The sequence below is a fragment of the candidate division WOR-3 bacterium genome (genome assembly GCA_029858255.1).
Taxonomy (GTDB): Bacteria; Hydrothermota; Tepidihabitantia; order SM23-42; family SM23-42; genus SM23-42.
In genome coordinates this window covers 24,852-41,829 of sequence record JAOUFJ010000021.1, presented here as the reverse complement: position 1 = coordinate 41,829, position 16,978 = coordinate 24,852, and the positions used below count along the sequence as shown (strand labels likewise).

The following is a 16,978-nucleotide window of genomic DNA, read 5'->3' as shown; positions in this document are numbered from 1 at the left end:
GAATAACATCCAGAGCACGCCAATGAGCGCAAGGGGGATGGTGAACATAATGATGAATGGTTCGCGGAAGGATTCAAATTGTCCGACCATGATCATGTATACGAGAACAATTGCCAGAATGATGACCAAGAAAAGATCTCTGAACGTGTTGACTTGTTCCTCATAACCACCGGATAACTCAATGGTGAAATCGGCTGGTTTCGGAATTGTGTTCAGAATTCTCTGAACGTCGCGTGCTACACTGCCCTGATCGCGTCCTTCTATGTTTCCACTGACGGTTACGAGCCGGTAGTTATCCTCGTGCTCGATTTTGACCGGACCGACTGCAATGGTGTCTTTGATAAAATTGACGATCGGTACTTCACCCATGGGTGTGGTTATTGTCATCGCGCTGATCTTCTTGATGTCGTCGTGATGTTCTTTGTCGAACATAACCTTTATGTTATATTCATTGCCTTCTCTTCGATACTGACTTGCCACGACGCCTTCCACGCGCGAACGCAAGACCTGTCCTATTTGATATGGTGTTAGTCCGAAATTCGCTGCTTTCTGGCGGTCAATGACCAGGCGCAATTCGGGTTTCCCTTCTGCAATGCTCGTTTCGAGATCGACGAGTCCTTTCACGCTCTGGAGCGTGTCCATTAGCAGATCAGAAAATTCCTTTGCCCTCGCGAAGTCATATCCCAGGATCTTTACCGCGATCGGCTTACCGCCGCCGAACATCGAGAATTGCTCGGTTGCATATTTTACGTTGAGTCCAGGAATGCCGGTCATTTTAGGCCGCAAGTCTCGTTGGATGTCCTTGACCGAACGATTACGTTGTTCGCGATATACGAGTTCCAGATATATTTGCGCGGCATGTGGTCCTGAAGTGGCACTGAAAAGACTCGAGAATCCACCTTCGCCGCTACCGATTGACGTCGAAAGTATTTGGGTCTCAGGTACTTCCTCGAGGATTATCTGTTCCAGTTGTCGTACTGCGGAATCTGTGACCCACAGGTTGGTGCCGACTGGCATCTCGGCTTCGATGATGATCTCTCCCTGGTCAACATCCGGGCTTAATTCAGTGCCGATGAAAGGTATGAGGAAGAGACTGACCACAAAGACAGCCAGGGTTCCCAGAACGACGAGTAGCCGGTGATTAAGTGCCCATCTGATCAGTCGGCTGTACGCTTCTTCTATCTTCGTGTAGAAGTCGTTCAGCTTTGCACCGAACTTACTGCGTTTGACTTTTCCGAATCTCACCGAAAGCATAGGGATGATCGTCAATGCAACGACGAGTGACGATACCAGGGCGAAGGTAACAGTCAGGGCAAGCGGCTGGAAGAAGATCGATGCGAAGCCTCTGACCAGGAGCAGGGGCAAGAACACGGCAACGGTTGTCAGCGTTGAAGCGGTAATTGCCATCCCCACTTCCTTCGCACCCGTACTCGCCGCCTTGACCGCTTCTTCACCTTTTTCCTTATGCCGGAAAATCGCTTCGAATACGACGATCGCAGAATCGAGCACCATACCTATCGCAATCGTTAAACCGCCAAGCGAGATAATATTTAGACTCATGTTGAATAGATACATGAAAAAGAGAGCGAAGAAGACGGCGATCGGGATCGCAACCGCCATGTAGAGCGTTGAGCGGAAACTACCAAGGAACAAGAATAGAACAATGACCGCAAGGATTGCGCCCATTATCAAGGTCTGTGCTGTACTGTTGACTGATCTGGTAATGTAATCTGCCTGGTTGAACATGATGTCGATCTTTATCCCTGGCGGAAGGTCTTTCTTGATATTTTCCAGTTCTTTCGCGAGCGCATTGCCAACGTTGACCGAATTGGCGTCGGTTCGCTTTTGTGCAATTCCCCATATTGATTGAGCACCGTTGGTGCGCGAGAGTGAAGTTATTTCCGAGGCTTGTTCGCGGACTTCCCCAACTTGGGAGAGCAAAACAGGAACACCGTTACTGCTGCCGACGACTGTTTTCTCGATCTCGGCGACGTTTGCATACTCACCGATCGTACGTACAATATAGACTTTTCTGCCGGATTCGACATTACCCAGGGGATAATTGACATTCTGTGCCTGCAGTATTTGCATCACCTGCTCTGATGTTATGCCCGTACCACGCAATTTGACCGGGTCCAGTATGACCTGGATCTCTGTCATCGTGCCGCTCATGGCGTACGAAGCGGCAACACCGCCAACACGTTGCAGGCGTTCGGCTATATCATCGGCGATTTGATCCAATTCAAGAGGATCGATATCACCGGATATGTTGTACATCATGACCGGCTGCTGTGAAATATCAAATTTGAAGATCAGCGGATAATCTGCATCCTCAGGCAGATATGGCAGGATGAAACCCATGCGGTCCCGTACATCATTTGATGCCGCATCGAGGTCAGTCCCCCATTCGAATTCCAGCAAGATGTTGGATATGTTTTCTGATGTTGTTGATGTTACTTTTTTGATATTATTGACCGTGCCGAGAGTTTGCTCGAGAGGTTCGGTTATCTGTGTTTCGATTTCTTCTGGGCCGGCTCCCGGATAAGTTGTAAGGACGATCATCATGGGAAACGTTACATTTGGAAAGAGGTCGACGGGAAGATTTGTGACCGAGATAAAACCGAACAGAATAATGGCCAAAAAGACCATGGAAACGGACAAAGGTCTTTTTATGGAAACGTCGGTCAGATTCATGGTTCGCTCCTCAATACAGGCACTACCTTTTCTCCGCCCGCAAGTCGCTGTTGACCAACGATGACAACACGTTCACCATCACTCAGGCCGCTGATAATTTCCGCATACTTGTCACCGATCAATCCCGCCGTTACATCACGGCGTTCGGCTGTGCTATCGCTGACGACAAAGAGATATCCGTCGAGGAGCGCATCGCGCGGAACTACGATGACATTGCTCTTCTCACCTAGGTTGATGGTTATGCGCGCGGTCATGCCCGGTCTCAGCATTTTCTTGGCGTTATTGATCGATGCCTTGACACCCAGCGTGCGTGTCATTGGGTCAACGACAGGGGTCAGTTCGGTAACGGTCCCCGTAAACGACTCACCGGGCATCGCATCAATCCTGACTGCGACTTTATCATTCTTCTCTATGCAGCCAATATTCGTTTCGGCGACGTTGAACGAAACATTGACCCTTGAGTAATCCATTACTACGGCAACAGGCGTCTGTGGTGTCACCATTGAGCCGACATCGACCATGACTTTAGCGACGTTGCCACCTATCGGCGATCTGATAAAACCCTCTTCGTATTCGAACCCGATCGTTTCATTGCGCATTGCCATTAGATTATTTTCTTTAGAGACATAAGAGCCTTCTTTGACGAGGATTTGTGTAATCCGCCCCATCGTCTCGGGAAAGACCTGTGCCGTCTTGACGGCCATTATCGCACCCAATACTTCGCAGGTGCTTTTAACATTGTCTCGTTTTGCAGACATCACTTCCACTGAAATACTCGCAGTGAATTCCTCGGTTTTTTGAGCGCGTCTTGAGGCTCCTATTCTCAGAAAAATTGCGATGAGCAATACTACAACAACGACAATAATTATTAACCATTTACGCATCTAATCCTCCTTGCCAATTGATTTATAAATTTCGGCCAGCGATGTGTTGTAATTCTTGAGAGCGGTAAGATAATTGACCTGTGCCTGGCGGTACGCAAGTTCAGTGTCGAGCACCTCAAGATTAGTAGCCAGCCCGCTCTTATATCTTGTTTCGATTATGTTGAACGCCTCTCTTGCCTGTCCGACGTTCTTTTCAGCCGCATCGATCGCCTCTCCGGCGGCCAGAAAAGTCAAATAAGCCGTTTTTACCTCTACAATGATCGCCCTTTCAAGGTTCTCGAGAGCGAGGCGTGCTTCTTTGAGCACTAATCCAGCTTCACGACTCTTGTATAAATTATTGAAGCCGGTGAAGAGAGGAAACTCAAAACCTATATTGAAAGTCAGGCTTGAACCCCATTCATCGCCGGTGATACTGAATGGTTTTGTGCGCTCGTAAGTTGCACCGCCTACCACTGAGGGTAGGTTTGCACGACGCGCAATGGCTTGAGCCAATTGAGCGATTCTCTCCGTTTTCTTCAGATTTTTTATTTCTACACGATTTTGAACCGCATCGTCTATTAGCTGGTCAAGCGAGAAATCTTCCTCGATCATCCGTAGCTCTCCGGCCAGATAGAATTCTGTCTCCAAATCCATACCCAACAGCAACTTAAACCCTTCTCGAGCGAGGTTCAATGCGTTCTCGGATTGAATAACCTGAGGTTTCAGATTCTCGACCTGCACCTGAGCGCGCAGCAAGTCGAAGCGAGAGACCAGTCCCGCTTTGAATCGTGTTTCGACCGATGCTGCAAACCGTTCGAGTTGCTCGAGACTGGCGCGTGCCTGCTTTATGTATTCATCGAGTACGAGCAATCCGTAGAAGGCGTTGGTTACTGAATACCTGATTTCTTGTCGCTTTCTGACTAGACTAAGTTCAGCAATGTCGCTCGCGAGGTCGGAAATTTTGTATGCGTTGTAGAGCTTGCCCCAGGTAAAAAGTACTTGCTGCAACGAAAGCTGAAGTCCGTAGTTCTCGTTTGACCCAAATGGTATAGGTATACTGTCGAATTCAATGACCGGAACATCGGTTATGTAGGCGAAATAGCCGCTGGCAGTGACCTTTGGATAAAAACTGGAAATCGCCTGACCTACCTGCTGTTGTGATTTCTCATATTCGATCGTCAGCTGCGCGATCTCGGGATTCTTTTGTAATGCAAAATCGATTGCCTCTTCCACAGTAAAGCTTAATGTATCAGCACCTGTCATGCTGAGGAATAAGGCTAAAATTGCCAACATTATTACCTCCTAAACTTGTAGGTTATCTGTAATTCGGAGCAGAATATTGTGAAGATATTCATAAAGGTAGTATGAACTTTATGCCGATACCGTTTTCCCATATTTTGTCGTCCTTGTCCGAGAATCCGTATTTGTTGATGTTCGCACTGGCGATATAATGATAGCGCATCGCATATTCGATTCCGAAGTATCTTACCGGTCTTATCTGGAATGTAAGCCCTCCGACAAAACCGATGTCGGTTTCCTCGACTGTGTCCCCGGTTGGCAGAACGATGATTTCGTCGTCATAGAGACCGCGCCAGAAGTAGAGTCCAAGACCGGTTTCTATGGATAAACGCATCCATGGTGTTCTCAAGAAAGGAAGGATATCGAAACTTGCACACAGACTCAACGGTGTGTATTCCCATGCATAAGGTCCTTGTTCAGCGGGTGCATCGTAGTGTAGCATTGTGCCGCGCAGTTTCAAGCCAATATGCGGTATGATGTTATTGATACCTATTTCACCACCCATGTTCCATTTCCCTATTGATTCGGTCGTATCCTGGAAAAGAAGGTACGAAGAATAATTCGGGCCTGCTGAAATTTCGATCTTTTCACTTGTCGGGAACAGAGATGTTAATAGTAATAGAACTGATAAGAACATAAAGACTACCTCCTTTTATTCAATCCCTCAAAAAACAACTCGAGTATACTTTCTATGTTGATCGCATCATTCGTCAGGTAATAACTGCTTAAGAAAATTGCCCGTATCGTGCTGAGAAAGTGAAATGCCGCAAGTGTCGGGTCGACTTTGCGGAATTCATTTTTTTCTATACCATCTCGAATAATGCAGCTGATTGTCTCTATCATGCTTGATACTCTCGGTTCAACTGTGGAATGGATTCTTTTCAGTGTTTTACCGGTCAAATTGATGTTCTCAAATGTGAAGAGCATGTAAGCAGTTCGTAGATGTATGATGTAATTGGCGAAATCACGTGCGATTTTCTGCATTTTCTCACCGGGTGTACCGGGTGCGTTTTCGACTTCAGAGAGCATACCCAGTGCATTACCGAAATGCTCCTCGATCGTAGCGACATAAAGATCCTGTTTGTCCTTGAAATAAAGGTAAACAGTGCCCTTGGCAACGCCGGTCGAGCGTGCAATATCATCAACCGTGGTTTTGTAGAAACCCTTTTGCGCAAAAATCTTAAGTGCGCTTTTTATGATTTTGTCCCGTGTTATCGGCTCTTTTTTTCTCATAATCACTTTATTAACCATTAGACCAATATCTTGGGGAATGGTTTATAATGACTGACTAGTCAGTCATTATATATAGTACGTGCGAGTTGTCAAGAAGTTTCGCGATGTACGTTACTTTCGTTATTCTCGCTAATTTCGTTAATTCCGCTAAAAACGAGGGTCCTCAATTTCGCAGCTACATCGAAGATGTAGGCGAAATTGGGATTGACTTTAACAACAGAATCTGTAAAATATAGTGTAAGGAGGAAAGATGGCGGAAGGTATGGAGAAGCAACTGCAGCCGGGTGATATATTGTTCAATGAAGGCGACCGTGGGGAGATAATGTATCTTATTCGGGAAGGAAAGATCAAGATCACCAAAGGAAAGGGAGACGAAGAGAAAACCCTCGCAGTGTTGAAAGAGGGTGATTTTTTCGGCGAGATGGCGATCATTGATGGTTCACCACGTTCGGCAGGAGCAGTCGCCGTGACTCCTGTATCACTTCTGGTTATTGATAAGGAATCATTCAAAGAAAAATTGCGCGAGAATCCGCTCATCGAATATATGCTTGAAACTCTGACACGACGTTTGAGGACCGCTGATGAACAAATAAGGCTTCTGACGATAAAGAGCGAGGAGCGAAGGGTTTTGGCACATATCATTACGAAAGCCAAGGAGACCGGCCGGGAAACAGAGGGGGGTACTGAAATTACGCCGTTTTCGTTTGAGAGTCTTGCCAATATAACCGGTATCAGTGAAAGCAAAGTAAAAGACTATGTTAACAAGCTGATTCAGGTAAATCTCGTTACACTGCGTGAAAACAGCTTGATAATAAGGGGTGTCGGTGATCTTGATGACTATCTCAGGTATATTGCGCTGAAAGAGAAGTTTGAGAAGATATAACACACCCTAGTCCAAAGACAAAAAACATGCCGATACAGACACAAGGAAGGCGTTCAATAGAATTAAGGCTTGAAGAACTGAGTAAGAAGATGGCTTCAGGTGAGGTCTTGAAGGACCCCAGAAACTACGCAAACTTGTCCCGTGAATACAAGAGGTTAGAGCGGCTTGCTCAGAAATACGAAGAATACGACAGGCTGGAAGGCGAGATTGCCGGCGTTAAAGAATTACTGAGCAGCCCGGAGGCAGAACTCAGGGATGTTGCTGAAAAAGAGCTGGCCCTGTTGGAGAAACGGCTTGCAGCCGTTCGAAACGAGATCGATGATATATCCAATCCTGATTATGAAGAGTTTCAGAAGAATTGCATTGTCGAAATAAGGGCCGGAGCCGGTGGAGCTGAAGCGTCGTTGTTCGCAGCGGATCTGTTCAGAATGTATCAGAAATACACCGAGAACCATGGTTTCAGATCGGAAGTCCTGTCCTCCCACCCGAGCGAGATCGGTGGATTCAAGGAAATAATCTTCCTGATCTCTGGCGAGAATGCTTACCGTTTGTTCAGATTTGAAAAAGGAGTCCATCGCGTGCAGCGTATTCCCAAAACTGAAGCTGGCGGCAGGATCCATACATCCACCGCAACGGTAGCGGTCCTTCCAGAGGTCGAAGAGACACAGCTGGCGATAGACCCGAACGACCTACGTGTCGATACGTTCCGCGCTGGAGGCCATGGCGGTCAGAATGTCAACAAGGTATCTTCCGCAGTGAGATTGACTCACTTGCCTACTGGCATGGTCGTGGTCTGTCAGGATGAGCGGTCTCAACACAAGAACCGCGAGAAGGCCATGAAGATCCTCCGCGCAAGATTGGCAGAGGCGGAGCAGGAGAAGAGAGATGCCGTGATCCATGAACAAAGGCAGAAACAGGTCGGAACCGGCGACCGCAGTGAGAAGATCCGTACCTACAACTTCCCGCAGAATCGTGTTACTGATCACCGCATTGGACTAACGCTATACAATCTGGAAAATGTGATGGACGGTGATCTGGAGGAGGTCTTTTCCAAACTGGAAGAATATGAGAGAGCTGATTAAAACAGTGAGCAGGGAATTATCGACCGATTCTTATGATGCCGGACAAATAATTGCGGGCATACTGAGGCGCAGGCCTTATGAATTATACTTGGTTGATGAAGTCAGTGCTTGCGCCAGAAATGCCGTCTTATCGTGTTTGGCGAAATTGAAAAAAGGAATGCCACTCGAATACATAACAGGAACTGTGCAGTTCAGAGATCATACTCTGCGGATCGATGCCGGTGTTTTTATTCCAAGAGCAGAAACTGAGTATATGGTTGAGCTCATCCAGAAAAGTATGCGTAGAGACCCGGGGAGGATTCTTGAAATCGGAACGGGCTGCGGAGCGATCAGCATCGCGCTCGCCTCGCTTTATCCTGACGCACATATCATTGCCACTGATGTATCGAGCGAGGCGATCGATAATGCCAGGCATAACATTAGAGACTGTGCATTAGAGCACAGGATTGGATTGATCCGATGCAGTACGTACTTCGGCATAAGAGGTGAATTTGACTTGATCGTTTCGAACCCACCTTACATACCGCGACCACGTATCGACCATCTTCCTGAAAGTGTAAGAGAGTTCGAACCGATGCTCGCGCTTGACGGCGGACACCGGGGCACTGAGTTCACGCAGAGATTGATATTTGAGGGACGGGATCATATGCAAGGCGATGGCGTTATGGTTTTTGAAATCGACGAGGAAGCTGTTGATACGCTCGCAGGATTTCTGGATTATCATAAGATAGGGTCGTTTCGCTTTGTAAAGGACCTGTGTGGCCGGTACAGGTATCTTTTTATTGGAGCGCCTAATGAAAAAAGCTAAAATCATCGTTAACAGGGATAAACCGCAAGCCAAGAGGAATCTGGAGTTAGCTGAGCAGGCCCTGCTCGCAAAAGGATTCAAGATTTCTGAAAAGCCCGATTTTATAATTGCCCTGGGCGGTGATGGTACTCTGCTGGCTGCGGCGAATTCATATGGACGCAAGGGAATTCCCATCCTCGGCGTGAATATTGGCAGTCTTGGTTTTCTCACAAATGTCACCTTCAGGGAGCTGCCGAATACCCTTGTCGAAATTCTGGAGAGAAAATTCTCTATTGAAAGACGCATGGTGATGAAGGCGGTATTCGACCGGAAAATATTCTATGCCTTGAATGATTTTACAATCAGTACTCGTGTGCCCGGGCGTGTTGTTGAATTCTCGGCAGTGATCAATAAAGAGTACGTGTGCAGGTTCATTGCCGACGGTATAATCATTGCGACACCGACCGGCTCGACCGCGTATTCACTTGCCACTGGAGGTCCGATCCTGCCTCCAGACACGGAAGCAATAATAATGACGCCGATCGCACCACACACTTTGTCGGTGAGGCCGCTTGTCCTGCCCGCGTCGAACCGGATAGAGATACAGATCGGCAAAAAGGGCAGTGCGGTGCTGGTCGCTGATGGCCAGAGATGTAAGTTGATGCGCAAGAGCCACAGCATCTTCTTTGAAAAAGCAGACTATCACGTGAAGTTGATAAAACCATTGCACACGACTTTCTTTACTACGCTTCGCGAGAAAATGCAGTGGGGCGGGAGAGAAGATGCTTAGACTTCTGAGGGTGAAGAATTTTGCCCTTATGGAAGATGTTACGCTGGAACTCGAAGATGGTCTCACGGTCATTACAGGCGAAACCGGTGCGGGTAAATCGATGATAGTAAGCGCTATCGCGTCCCTTTGCGGCGCCCGGATCGATGATGACTCGATACGAACTGGCAAGAAGGGCGCCGAAATAACCGGCGTCTTTGACATAAAGCCATCGATCAAAAAGAAACTTGAAGATTCAGGTATCGGAACGGATAGTGATATAATCATCCGAAGGAGCATTGAAAAGGGTAAACGCCAGAATTCGTATGTAAACGACCGCATGGTGAGTTTGAATTTCCTGCAGGATATCGCTCAGGAAATGGTAGACCTTATCGGACAGCATGAAAACCAGTCACTGTTTGACAGGCGGAATCATCTGGCATTGCTTGATGCCTATGCTGGTTTAGACGGATTGAGGAAAGAATATCATGATGACTATGAGGACTACCGTGGTCTGCATAATAAATTGAACATGCTGCTTGAGCAAGTAGAAGCAAGGGATGAACGCATAGACTATCTAAAATTCCAGATTGACGAAATTGAGAAGGCTAATCTTCGACCGAACGAGGAAGAAGAATTAGATATCGAGAAGAATTTGCTGCTGACCAGCGAGAAACGTTCGCTTCTGGTCAGTACGCTTGCCGATGATCTATATGAACAGGATGATTCGGTTGTTGAGAAACTCTCGAGAGTAAAGAAATCGCTCGAGGAACTTGCCGAGCTGGACCAACAACTGAAACAGTATAGTGAAGTGGTCAATGAGATACTGTCTACTGTCGACGACGTCTATCGCGTAATGAGCAGTTATGCCGAGAAAATTGAATTCTCTCAGGAGAAGCTTGATACCGTGATCGGCCGACTGGAGACTATCAACAGAATGAAGAAAAAATACGGTAAATCTGTTGACGAAATACACGGTTACCTTAAAAGGATGAAAGATGAACTTTCGATGATCGAGACCCGGGATGAAGAGATCGAGAAAACGAGAAAGGAAATCAAAGATGTTGAGAAGAAAGTGCTGGTACTCGCGGGTGATCTATCAGCGCAGCGGCATAAATCAGCGGGCGATTTGCGAAAAAAAATCATGGGTCTGTTGAAACACCTGGGGATGGAAAAGGCGGATTTTGAGATAAGGTTTCATAAAACCGATGTAGGGCCATTCGGCAAGGATGAAGTCGAGTTCTACATTTCAACCAATCCTGGCGAGGAGCTGAAACCGCTGAGAAAGGTTGCGTCGGGTGGTGAAATATCAAGAATTACGCTTTGCCTGAAGACATTGCTGTCAGATGTCGACAAAATCCCTACGGTAATATTTGACGAGGTGGATATTGGAATTGGTGGCAGAATCGCAGAAGCAGTAGGTGATATGCTAGCAAAGGTAAGCAAGACACATCAGATAATATGTATTACGCATTTGCCACAGATCCCGGCATTCGCGGAAAATCATCTATTGGTCAAGAAAGAAATAAAAGGGGACGCGACTTACTCGGGTGTTACGAAACTCGACGGTGAAACGAGGGAACTAGAGATCGCGCGCATGCTCGGGGGGAAGGATATCACCACAAAGACTGTCGAGCATGCCCATGAAATATTGAAGAAGAGAAAAAGGGCATAGATATCTTTTTATGAAGAAGTATAGTATAACGATTTCCAACTTCATCACAATTTCACGTCTTATGCTGCTACCCATCATTGTTTATTTCATACTCACAGGAAATAGATTCACCGCATTTATCATCATGTTGATTTCGCTATTGTCCGATGGTCTCGATGGCTACCTTGCCAGGAAACTTCATCAGGAATCCAAACTCGGTCGTTTCCTGGATCCGCTGTGTGACAAGATCTTCTTGGCAGTAGTCCTTGGGACACTGCTCTTTGTGGGAGCAATTCCTCTTTGGGTAGTTATTGTTATCGTGCTTAGAGATTTTCTCATTTTGCTCGGAAGCTATTTCCTGTTGAAAATTAAATCGGTCATCGAACCATCGAACATGTTGGGTAAAATAACAGGGCTCATTTTTGGAGCGATGATCCTTGCGTTTACCGCGGGTTGGAAGACTGTCGGTAGTTTCCTGGTTTACCTTAGTGTTCCATTTATGTTCGTTACGTTTGTAGTATATACAGTGAATTATTTGAAGATAATGAGAGGAGCATCATGAAACCAATTTTCTTTACCAAGATGGAAGGAACCGGCAACAATTTTCTGATAATAGATAACCGGAATGGCTATTTGACCGTGAATGTCACTGATCAGAGTATCCCTGAATTTGTCAAAATCCTTGCTGATTCTCAGCTGGGTGCTGGTTCAGATGGCGTAATACTATTGGAGCAATCGGCTGAATATCCATTCGAGATGCGATATTTCAACCGCGATGGAAGTGAAGCAGTTGCCTGCCTGAACGGCGCTCGCTGTGTCGTAAGTTATGCTTTTCGGCTCGGGCTGTTGAAAGATAAAGGTAAAGTCGCTTCAGCTTCCGGACCTATAGGCTACTACTACAGGGGAGATACTGTGAGTATCGAAGTTGCACCGCCTGTGGACGTGAAGTTGAATTTCAGTTTCACGGTTGCGCGGAAGAAATACAATGCTAATTTCCTGCGTGTCGGCGTTCCGCACTGCATCATCTTCGTGGATGATTTTAAGAAGGTCGACGTGAAGAAATTAGGTGAAGCCATTCGTAATCATAAAACCTTCAAACCCGAAGGTACGAACGTTGATTTTGTGAAAGTCGATAAGGACAGTCTTCACGTCAGAACCTACGAGCGCGGGGTCGAAGATGAGACGCTTTCCTGCGGGAGCGGCACTCTCGCTGCTGCTTATATAGCGACGAAGCTATTTATGGTCCAGTCTCCCGTGACCTGTAAAACCAAGGGAGGTGAGATGGTCGTTACGATCAAGGATAAACTGTACCTTGAAGGTCCCGTCAAATACGTTTACGATGGTGTATACTATATAGAATGAGCCGACAATCGCGCGGCTATTTTAGCCTGAAAAAGAATCCAGCCGTCAAGTACAGGACGTATCCTTTTATTGAGTCGCGTTCCTGCTTACTTAACGTCAAAGAGAATGGCGGTTTTGTGAGAAGGCTGCATTCTGCACGCAAAACATATTTGTTCGTGAAAGAATATTGATAACCACATAGCCCGCCGAGCGCGGCCGGTGAGTTTCGAATCCCAACCCAATACGTATGTTTCGAAGGCTGCTGGTTGTGCAGCAGTAGGCTCGCTTGATAAAGCGTAAGGCGGTTTAAATCACCTCCCATATCCCACTCGCCTCCTGCAACACCAAAGGCAAAGCTGATGGGTGACAAATTCAGACGGAAAGTGAGATTATCGCTTTCATATTGCATTCCCAAATAGGGCTTGAAAACAAATACAAAACCTTCGCCGCCGGAAACATACCAGGTCGTAGGAAAAGCCAGCAATTCTATGCCTCCGATACTACCAAAATTTCCTATTCCATATTGCGCATTGTGAAAGAGACTGAAACTAGCGATGGGATATGTTCGCAGATAGATGGTATCCTGGTGCTGAGCAATGAACCAAAAGTTCAGGGCAGATGTTGCCCCCAGTTCATGACTCTCGCCTGCGCGGTTGTATGGAGCAACCATTTCATTCTGGGCATGGGGTGAGTAGACCACCGGGGCACAAGTCGACAAGAAGATCGCGACAGCGAACAGAGGAATTCGACAAAGTCTCAGTACGTTCATGTACGATACCTCCTTATTATACGGATGAATCACTAAAGCGAACGATTTTTTGCTAATTATACAGAGAGAACATTACTAATATGTTCTAATGCCCATTGCAGGTCTTTCTTAGTTATGACCAGCGGCGGGGCGAACCGAACTACCTTTTCGTGAGTCTCCTTTGCCAGTATGCCCAGTTCCATCAATCTCTCACAATATGGTCTTGCTTTTTCACTCAGTTCGACACCAACCAATAACCCCCTGCCGCGGACTTCCCGGATCAACGGGTTTTTGATCTTCCTGAGTTCATCCATGAACCAGTTACCGAGATCATAGGCGTGCTGGGCAAGATCTTCCTCGATGATTATTTCAAGCGCGGCAAGGCCGATTGCCGAAGCGAGCGGATTTCCGCCGAACGTAGAGCCGTGATCACCTGGCTTTATTACCTCCATGATGCTGTCATCACAGGCAATTGCGGAAATTGGGTAGAACCCGCCGCTCAAGGCTTTGCCCATGATCAGGATGTCGGGTCTTATTTGTTCGTATTCGTAGGCAAAAAGCTTGCCGGTTCTGCCCAGCCCGGTCTGGATCTCGTCAAGAATGAGCAAAACGTTGTGCTGGCTGCAGATTTCACGACATCTGCGCAGGTAGCCCTCTGAAGGTACGATCACGCCGCCCTCGCCCTGGATGGGTTCAACCATGAACCCGATCGTGTTCTGGTTGATGTTTCGCTGGAGCGATTTTGTGTCATTGTATGGTATGATTCTGAAACCCGGTGCAAAAGGCCCGAATCCAGCGCGGTACTGTGCTTCAGAAGAAAATCCAACGATCGTTGTTGTACGACCGTGGAAATTGTTCTCGCATACTACAATTTCTGCCTTGTCTTCAGCCACTTTCTTCTTGCTATATCCCCACTTGCGTGCTACTTTGATAGCAGTTTCTACGGCCTCGGCACCGGAATTCATGGGCAATGCCTTTTCATATCCTGTCAGATCACATATTTTCTTGAGAAACTCACCCATTCTGTCGTTATGAAAGGCGCGCGACGTGAGGGTCAGTTTCTCTGCCTGTTTCTTCAATGCGTTGACAATTCTGGGGTGACAATGCCCTTGATTCAAGGCTGAATAACCGCTGAGCATGTCAAGATACTTTTTACCTTCGACGTCCCATACCCAGATTCCTTTGCCGCGCGTCAGCACAACGGGTAGCGGGTGGTAATTATTGGCGCTAAATCGATCCGTAAATTCAACGTAGTCATGGTTTGTTTTCATGCAACCTCCCTAATTTTTTACCATTATACAGAAAATTGCCGAGTTTTCAAGAGTTGTATCATTCGAACGATACAATAGGAGCGGGATTGACATTGAGTATATTTAAACTATAATTTATGAGTGTTTTTCATGCTTATTTTTCTAGTCAATGGGGATTCAACCGCAGTTGATACCGTGATAACTTATGAAATTCCGGAGGTAGTCGAACCCTTTGGCGAAATCTATCCAGTTGGTGAGATAACAGTTAGGTATCATGAGCAGACGGCGCTCGATATATTAATGAATCTCCCGATCGCGCCGGTGTCTTATGGTTATGGCATGTTGAGTGCCGTCATGAACAAGGGGCGAAAGCCATCATATACGCATGTCAGCGTTAACGGCCACTCACTCAACACTCATCCATTTGGTAATTTCAACCTAGGCTTGCTGTCCCTTCATTTTTTTGACAGATTGTCATTCGGACAAACCACTGCAGGTGCCGAGTTTAGCAGCATGAATTTCATGTCTAAGATCAACCGTTACGAACGGCCATACTCGCTTGTTCACTTCATGTTCGGCAGTTTCGAGAGCAATACATATGGCTTTGACCTGACACGCGGCATCACAAATGATCTGGGATTCTATCTGAGCGGTTCATACCATAAGACAAACGGTCACCGTGAGAATGCTGATGCTCAAATCCTTTCAGTGTATACCAATATTTATGTTGACTATTTTATTCCTTTACGTTTTGATATTCTCTACGCTAACGACGACTACGGGTTCCCGGGTAGTACCTCGGTACCGGTCGAAGGCCGCCAGAAAGACGAATTCCTCGATGTCAGCGGAACGACCAAGTTGGGCAATGAGATGCTCACTCTATTCTATGAACGTCAGACTATGGATTACCGTGACACAGTATATGACAGAACCTGGGGTGTGCAAGTAGATCATTTTGGGGCGAGGTCGGAAGGCAGCGATACTTTGTTGGGTGTTGTGTTGGATTACGGGGCGAGCACATTTTTCACCCTGATGGAAGGGGAAACATATTTGCCAACCATTTCGAATGGGTTAGACGTCTGGGTGAGATTGGTGAAATCGTTTGGCCGGGGTTTTGTACGTGCGGCGGGAAAACTCGAACGTGCAAGTTACCATGATATTTTCTTATTCCCCAGGATTGAATTGGGAGTCAAGGCATTGCGTTCTGCGGCTGTTTATGCCGCATTCTCGAGGGATGCTCGCAGCCCTTCGGATATGGAAACTTCGGCGCCGTTCGACACGCTGAACCCATATCTCGCGATAGCCGGCAATGAGTTTATGAACCCTGAGTACTGCTGGTGCGGGGAAGTCGGGTTCAGAAGCGATGAGTTCATCCTCAATGCGTATCGCCTCATGTTCACAGATTATATCACGGTACTTTCCGACAGTCCAAACTATTACAGGTACGGTAATGTGGATAAATGGGAGATGAACGGATTCGAGGGTTACGTGAACCTACCGATGCGTTCATACAACGCGGACAGCAGTACGTTGAACGAATTCGTGGTCGGTCTTAGCGGTAACATGATCTTGAGCGGGGATACAGTGGTTTATTTTCCTCGCCTCGGCGTCGGCGCGGTTGCAGCCTTCAGACGCGAGACACCGCGTTTCGGTTTTGGAATTGTACTGCGCGCAGAGTACAGCAACGAGAGGTACGACATTTCAGGCGCAGAGTATTCAGGGTACAGTGTTTTTTCGGCGGCTGGTTTGGTCAAGTTCATGGGTCTTTCCTGTGTACTGAGATTGAACAACATTTTTGATGAAGAGTATGCTTACCTGCCTTTTTATCCGATGGCGCCGAGGAATTTTGATGTGTCGGTCAAATGGGAGTTCTGGGACTAAATGTTGATCTTGAGAGTTGATGACCGATTGATCCACGGCCAGGTGATTGCCGGCTGGGCAAGACCGCTGGGTATTCACTTCATAATCCTGGCATCGGATAGGTTGAGCCGTGATGAATGGTCCTGCAATGCATACCGCTTGGCGATTCCCGAAGGGATCGAATTCAGCTGCTACACCATAGAAGAGTGCGCGACGCGGATGAACAACACAAACAAGAGACGCATAATGATAATTGTTGAATCGGTAGGAGAGGCTTCCGAGCTGGTCGCCAAAGGAATCAGGGTGCCTGAGGTCAATGTTGGTGGATTGGGTTATCACGAAGGCACGAGAGAAATAGCTCCATACATATATCTCTCACCCAATGATATCGAATCGGTAGTATATCTACATAGCATTGGCATCAAGGTTACAGGAAAGCAACTGCCAAACTCGGTTGCGGTGGATGTTGTAAAGAAATTGGCTGGAATAAAATGACCGGTATCGCAAAATATAGAGAA

The 16,978-nt window shown here is 46.9% G+C and carries 16 protein-coding genes; 9 read left to right on the top strand and 7 right to left on the bottom strand.

Features of this window, described 5'->3' with window-relative positions:
- The 5 genes from OEV79_09170 to OEV79_09150 all read right to left on the bottom strand — a co-directional run.
- On the bottom strand, positions 1 to 2,694 hold a 2,694-nt coding region (locus tag OEV79_09170), incomplete at its 3' end, for an efflux RND transporter permease subunit (GenBank protein ID MDH4211601.1).
- Positions 2,691 to 3,578: an efflux RND transporter periplasmic adaptor subunit gene (locus OEV79_09165; GenBank protein MDH4211600.1), complete on the bottom strand. Its 888-nt coding sequence runs from the start codon at positions 3,576 to 3,578 to the stop codon at positions 2,691 to 2,693. The genes OEV79_09165 and OEV79_09170, both read right to left, overlap by 4 nt.
- A complete protein-coding gene (locus OEV79_09160; GenBank protein MDH4211599.1) occupies positions 3,579 to 4,850 on the bottom strand; it encodes a TolC family protein in 1,272 nt (423 codons plus the stop codon).
- Between the two features lie 58 nt (positions 4,851 to 4,908).
- Positions 4,909 to 5,493 carry a hypothetical protein gene (locus OEV79_09155; protein MDH4211598.1) on the bottom strand — a complete coding sequence of 195 codons (585 nt, stop codon included), beginning with the start codon at positions 5,491 to 5,493 and terminating at the stop codon, positions 4,909 to 4,911.
- A gap of 5 nt (positions 5,494 to 5,498) precedes the next feature.
- Positions 5,499 to 6,089 carry a TetR/AcrR family transcriptional regulator gene (locus OEV79_09150; GenBank protein ID MDH4211597.1) on the bottom strand — a complete coding sequence of 197 codons (591 nt, stop codon included), beginning with the start codon at positions 6,087 to 6,089 and terminating at the stop codon, positions 5,499 to 5,501.
- A 250-nt stretch (positions 6,090 to 6,339) separates the two neighbouring features.
- On the opposite strand from OEV79_09150, the gene OEV79_09145 reads away from it, so the two are divergent.
- The 7 genes from OEV79_09145 to dapF are packed head-to-tail and all read left to right on the top strand — an operon-like array spanning position 6,340 to position 12,623.
- Entirely contained in the window at positions 6,340 to 6,972 is a 633-nt protein-coding gene (locus OEV79_09145; protein MDH4211596.1) for a Crp/Fnr family transcriptional regulator, read from the top strand.
- Between the two features lie 26 nt (positions 6,973 to 6,998).
- Positions 6,999 to 8,054 (top strand): peptide chain release factor 1, encoded by a 1,056-nt coding sequence (gene prfA, locus OEV79_09140; protein ID MDH4211595.1) that lies wholly within the window; start codon positions 6,999 to 7,001, stop codon positions 8,052 to 8,054.
- Positions 8,038 to 8,862 carry a peptide chain release factor N(5)-glutamine methyltransferase gene (gene prmC / locus OEV79_09135; protein ID MDH4211594.1) on the top strand — a complete coding sequence of 275 codons (825 nt, stop codon included), beginning with the start codon at positions 8,038 to 8,040 and terminating at the stop codon, positions 8,860 to 8,862. The genes prfA and prmC overlap by 17 nt, the downstream gene beginning before the upstream one ends.
- Positions 8,849 to 9,631: an NAD(+)/NADH kinase gene (locus tag OEV79_09130; protein ID MDH4211593.1), complete on the top strand. Its 783-nt coding sequence runs from the start codon at positions 8,849 to 8,851 to the stop codon at positions 9,629 to 9,631. The genes prmC and OEV79_09130 overlap by 14 nt, the downstream gene beginning before the upstream one ends.
- The gene (recN, locus tag OEV79_09125; GenBank protein MDH4211592.1) at positions 9,624 to 11,282 is read left to right on the top strand and encodes a DNA repair protein RecN; all 1,659 of its coding nucleotides are present in this window, start codon (positions 9,624 to 9,626) and stop codon (positions 11,280 to 11,282) included. Before OEV79_09130 ends, recN begins: the two co-directional genes overlap by 8 nt.
- Positions 11,283 to 11,292: 10 nt before the next feature.
- Positions 11,293 to 11,823: a CDP-alcohol phosphatidyltransferase family protein gene (locus OEV79_09120; GenBank protein ID MDH4211591.1), complete on the top strand. Its 531-nt coding sequence runs from the start codon at positions 11,293 to 11,295 to the stop codon at positions 11,821 to 11,823.
- Entirely contained in the window at positions 11,820 to 12,623 is an 804-nt protein-coding gene (gene dapF / locus OEV79_09115; GenBank protein ID MDH4211590.1) for a diaminopimelate epimerase, read from the top strand. Before OEV79_09120 ends, dapF begins: the two co-directional genes overlap by 4 nt.
- Positions 12,624 to 12,639: 16 nt before the next feature.
- Here dapF and OEV79_09110 read toward each other — a convergent pair whose 3' ends face one another.
- A complete protein-coding gene (locus OEV79_09110) occupies positions 12,640 to 13,371 on the bottom strand; it encodes a hypothetical protein (GenBank protein MDH4211589.1) in 732 nt (243 codons plus the stop codon).
- A 56-nt stretch (positions 13,372 to 13,427) separates the two neighbouring features.
- Positions 13,428 to 14,621, bottom strand: a complete 1,194-nt coding sequence (gene rocD, locus OEV79_09105) for an ornithine--oxo-acid transaminase (protein MDH4211588.1) — start codon at positions 14,619 to 14,621, stop codon at positions 13,428 to 13,430.
- A 129-nt stretch (positions 14,622 to 14,750) separates the two neighbouring features.
- Here rocD and OEV79_09100 point away from each other — a divergent pair, with 129 nt between their 5' ends.
- Together OEV79_09100 and OEV79_09095 are read left to right on the top strand one after the other, a co-directional pair.
- Positions 14,751 to 16,481, top strand: a complete 1,731-nt coding sequence (locus tag OEV79_09100) for a TonB-dependent receptor (GenBank protein ID MDH4211587.1) — start codon at positions 14,751 to 14,753, stop codon at positions 16,479 to 16,481.
- Positions 16,482 to 16,955 carry a PTS sugar transporter subunit IIB gene (locus OEV79_09095; protein MDH4211586.1) on the top strand — a complete coding sequence of 158 codons (474 nt, stop codon included), beginning with the start codon at positions 16,482 to 16,484 and terminating at the stop codon, positions 16,953 to 16,955.
- Positions 16,956 to 16,978: the final 23 nt, after the last annotated feature.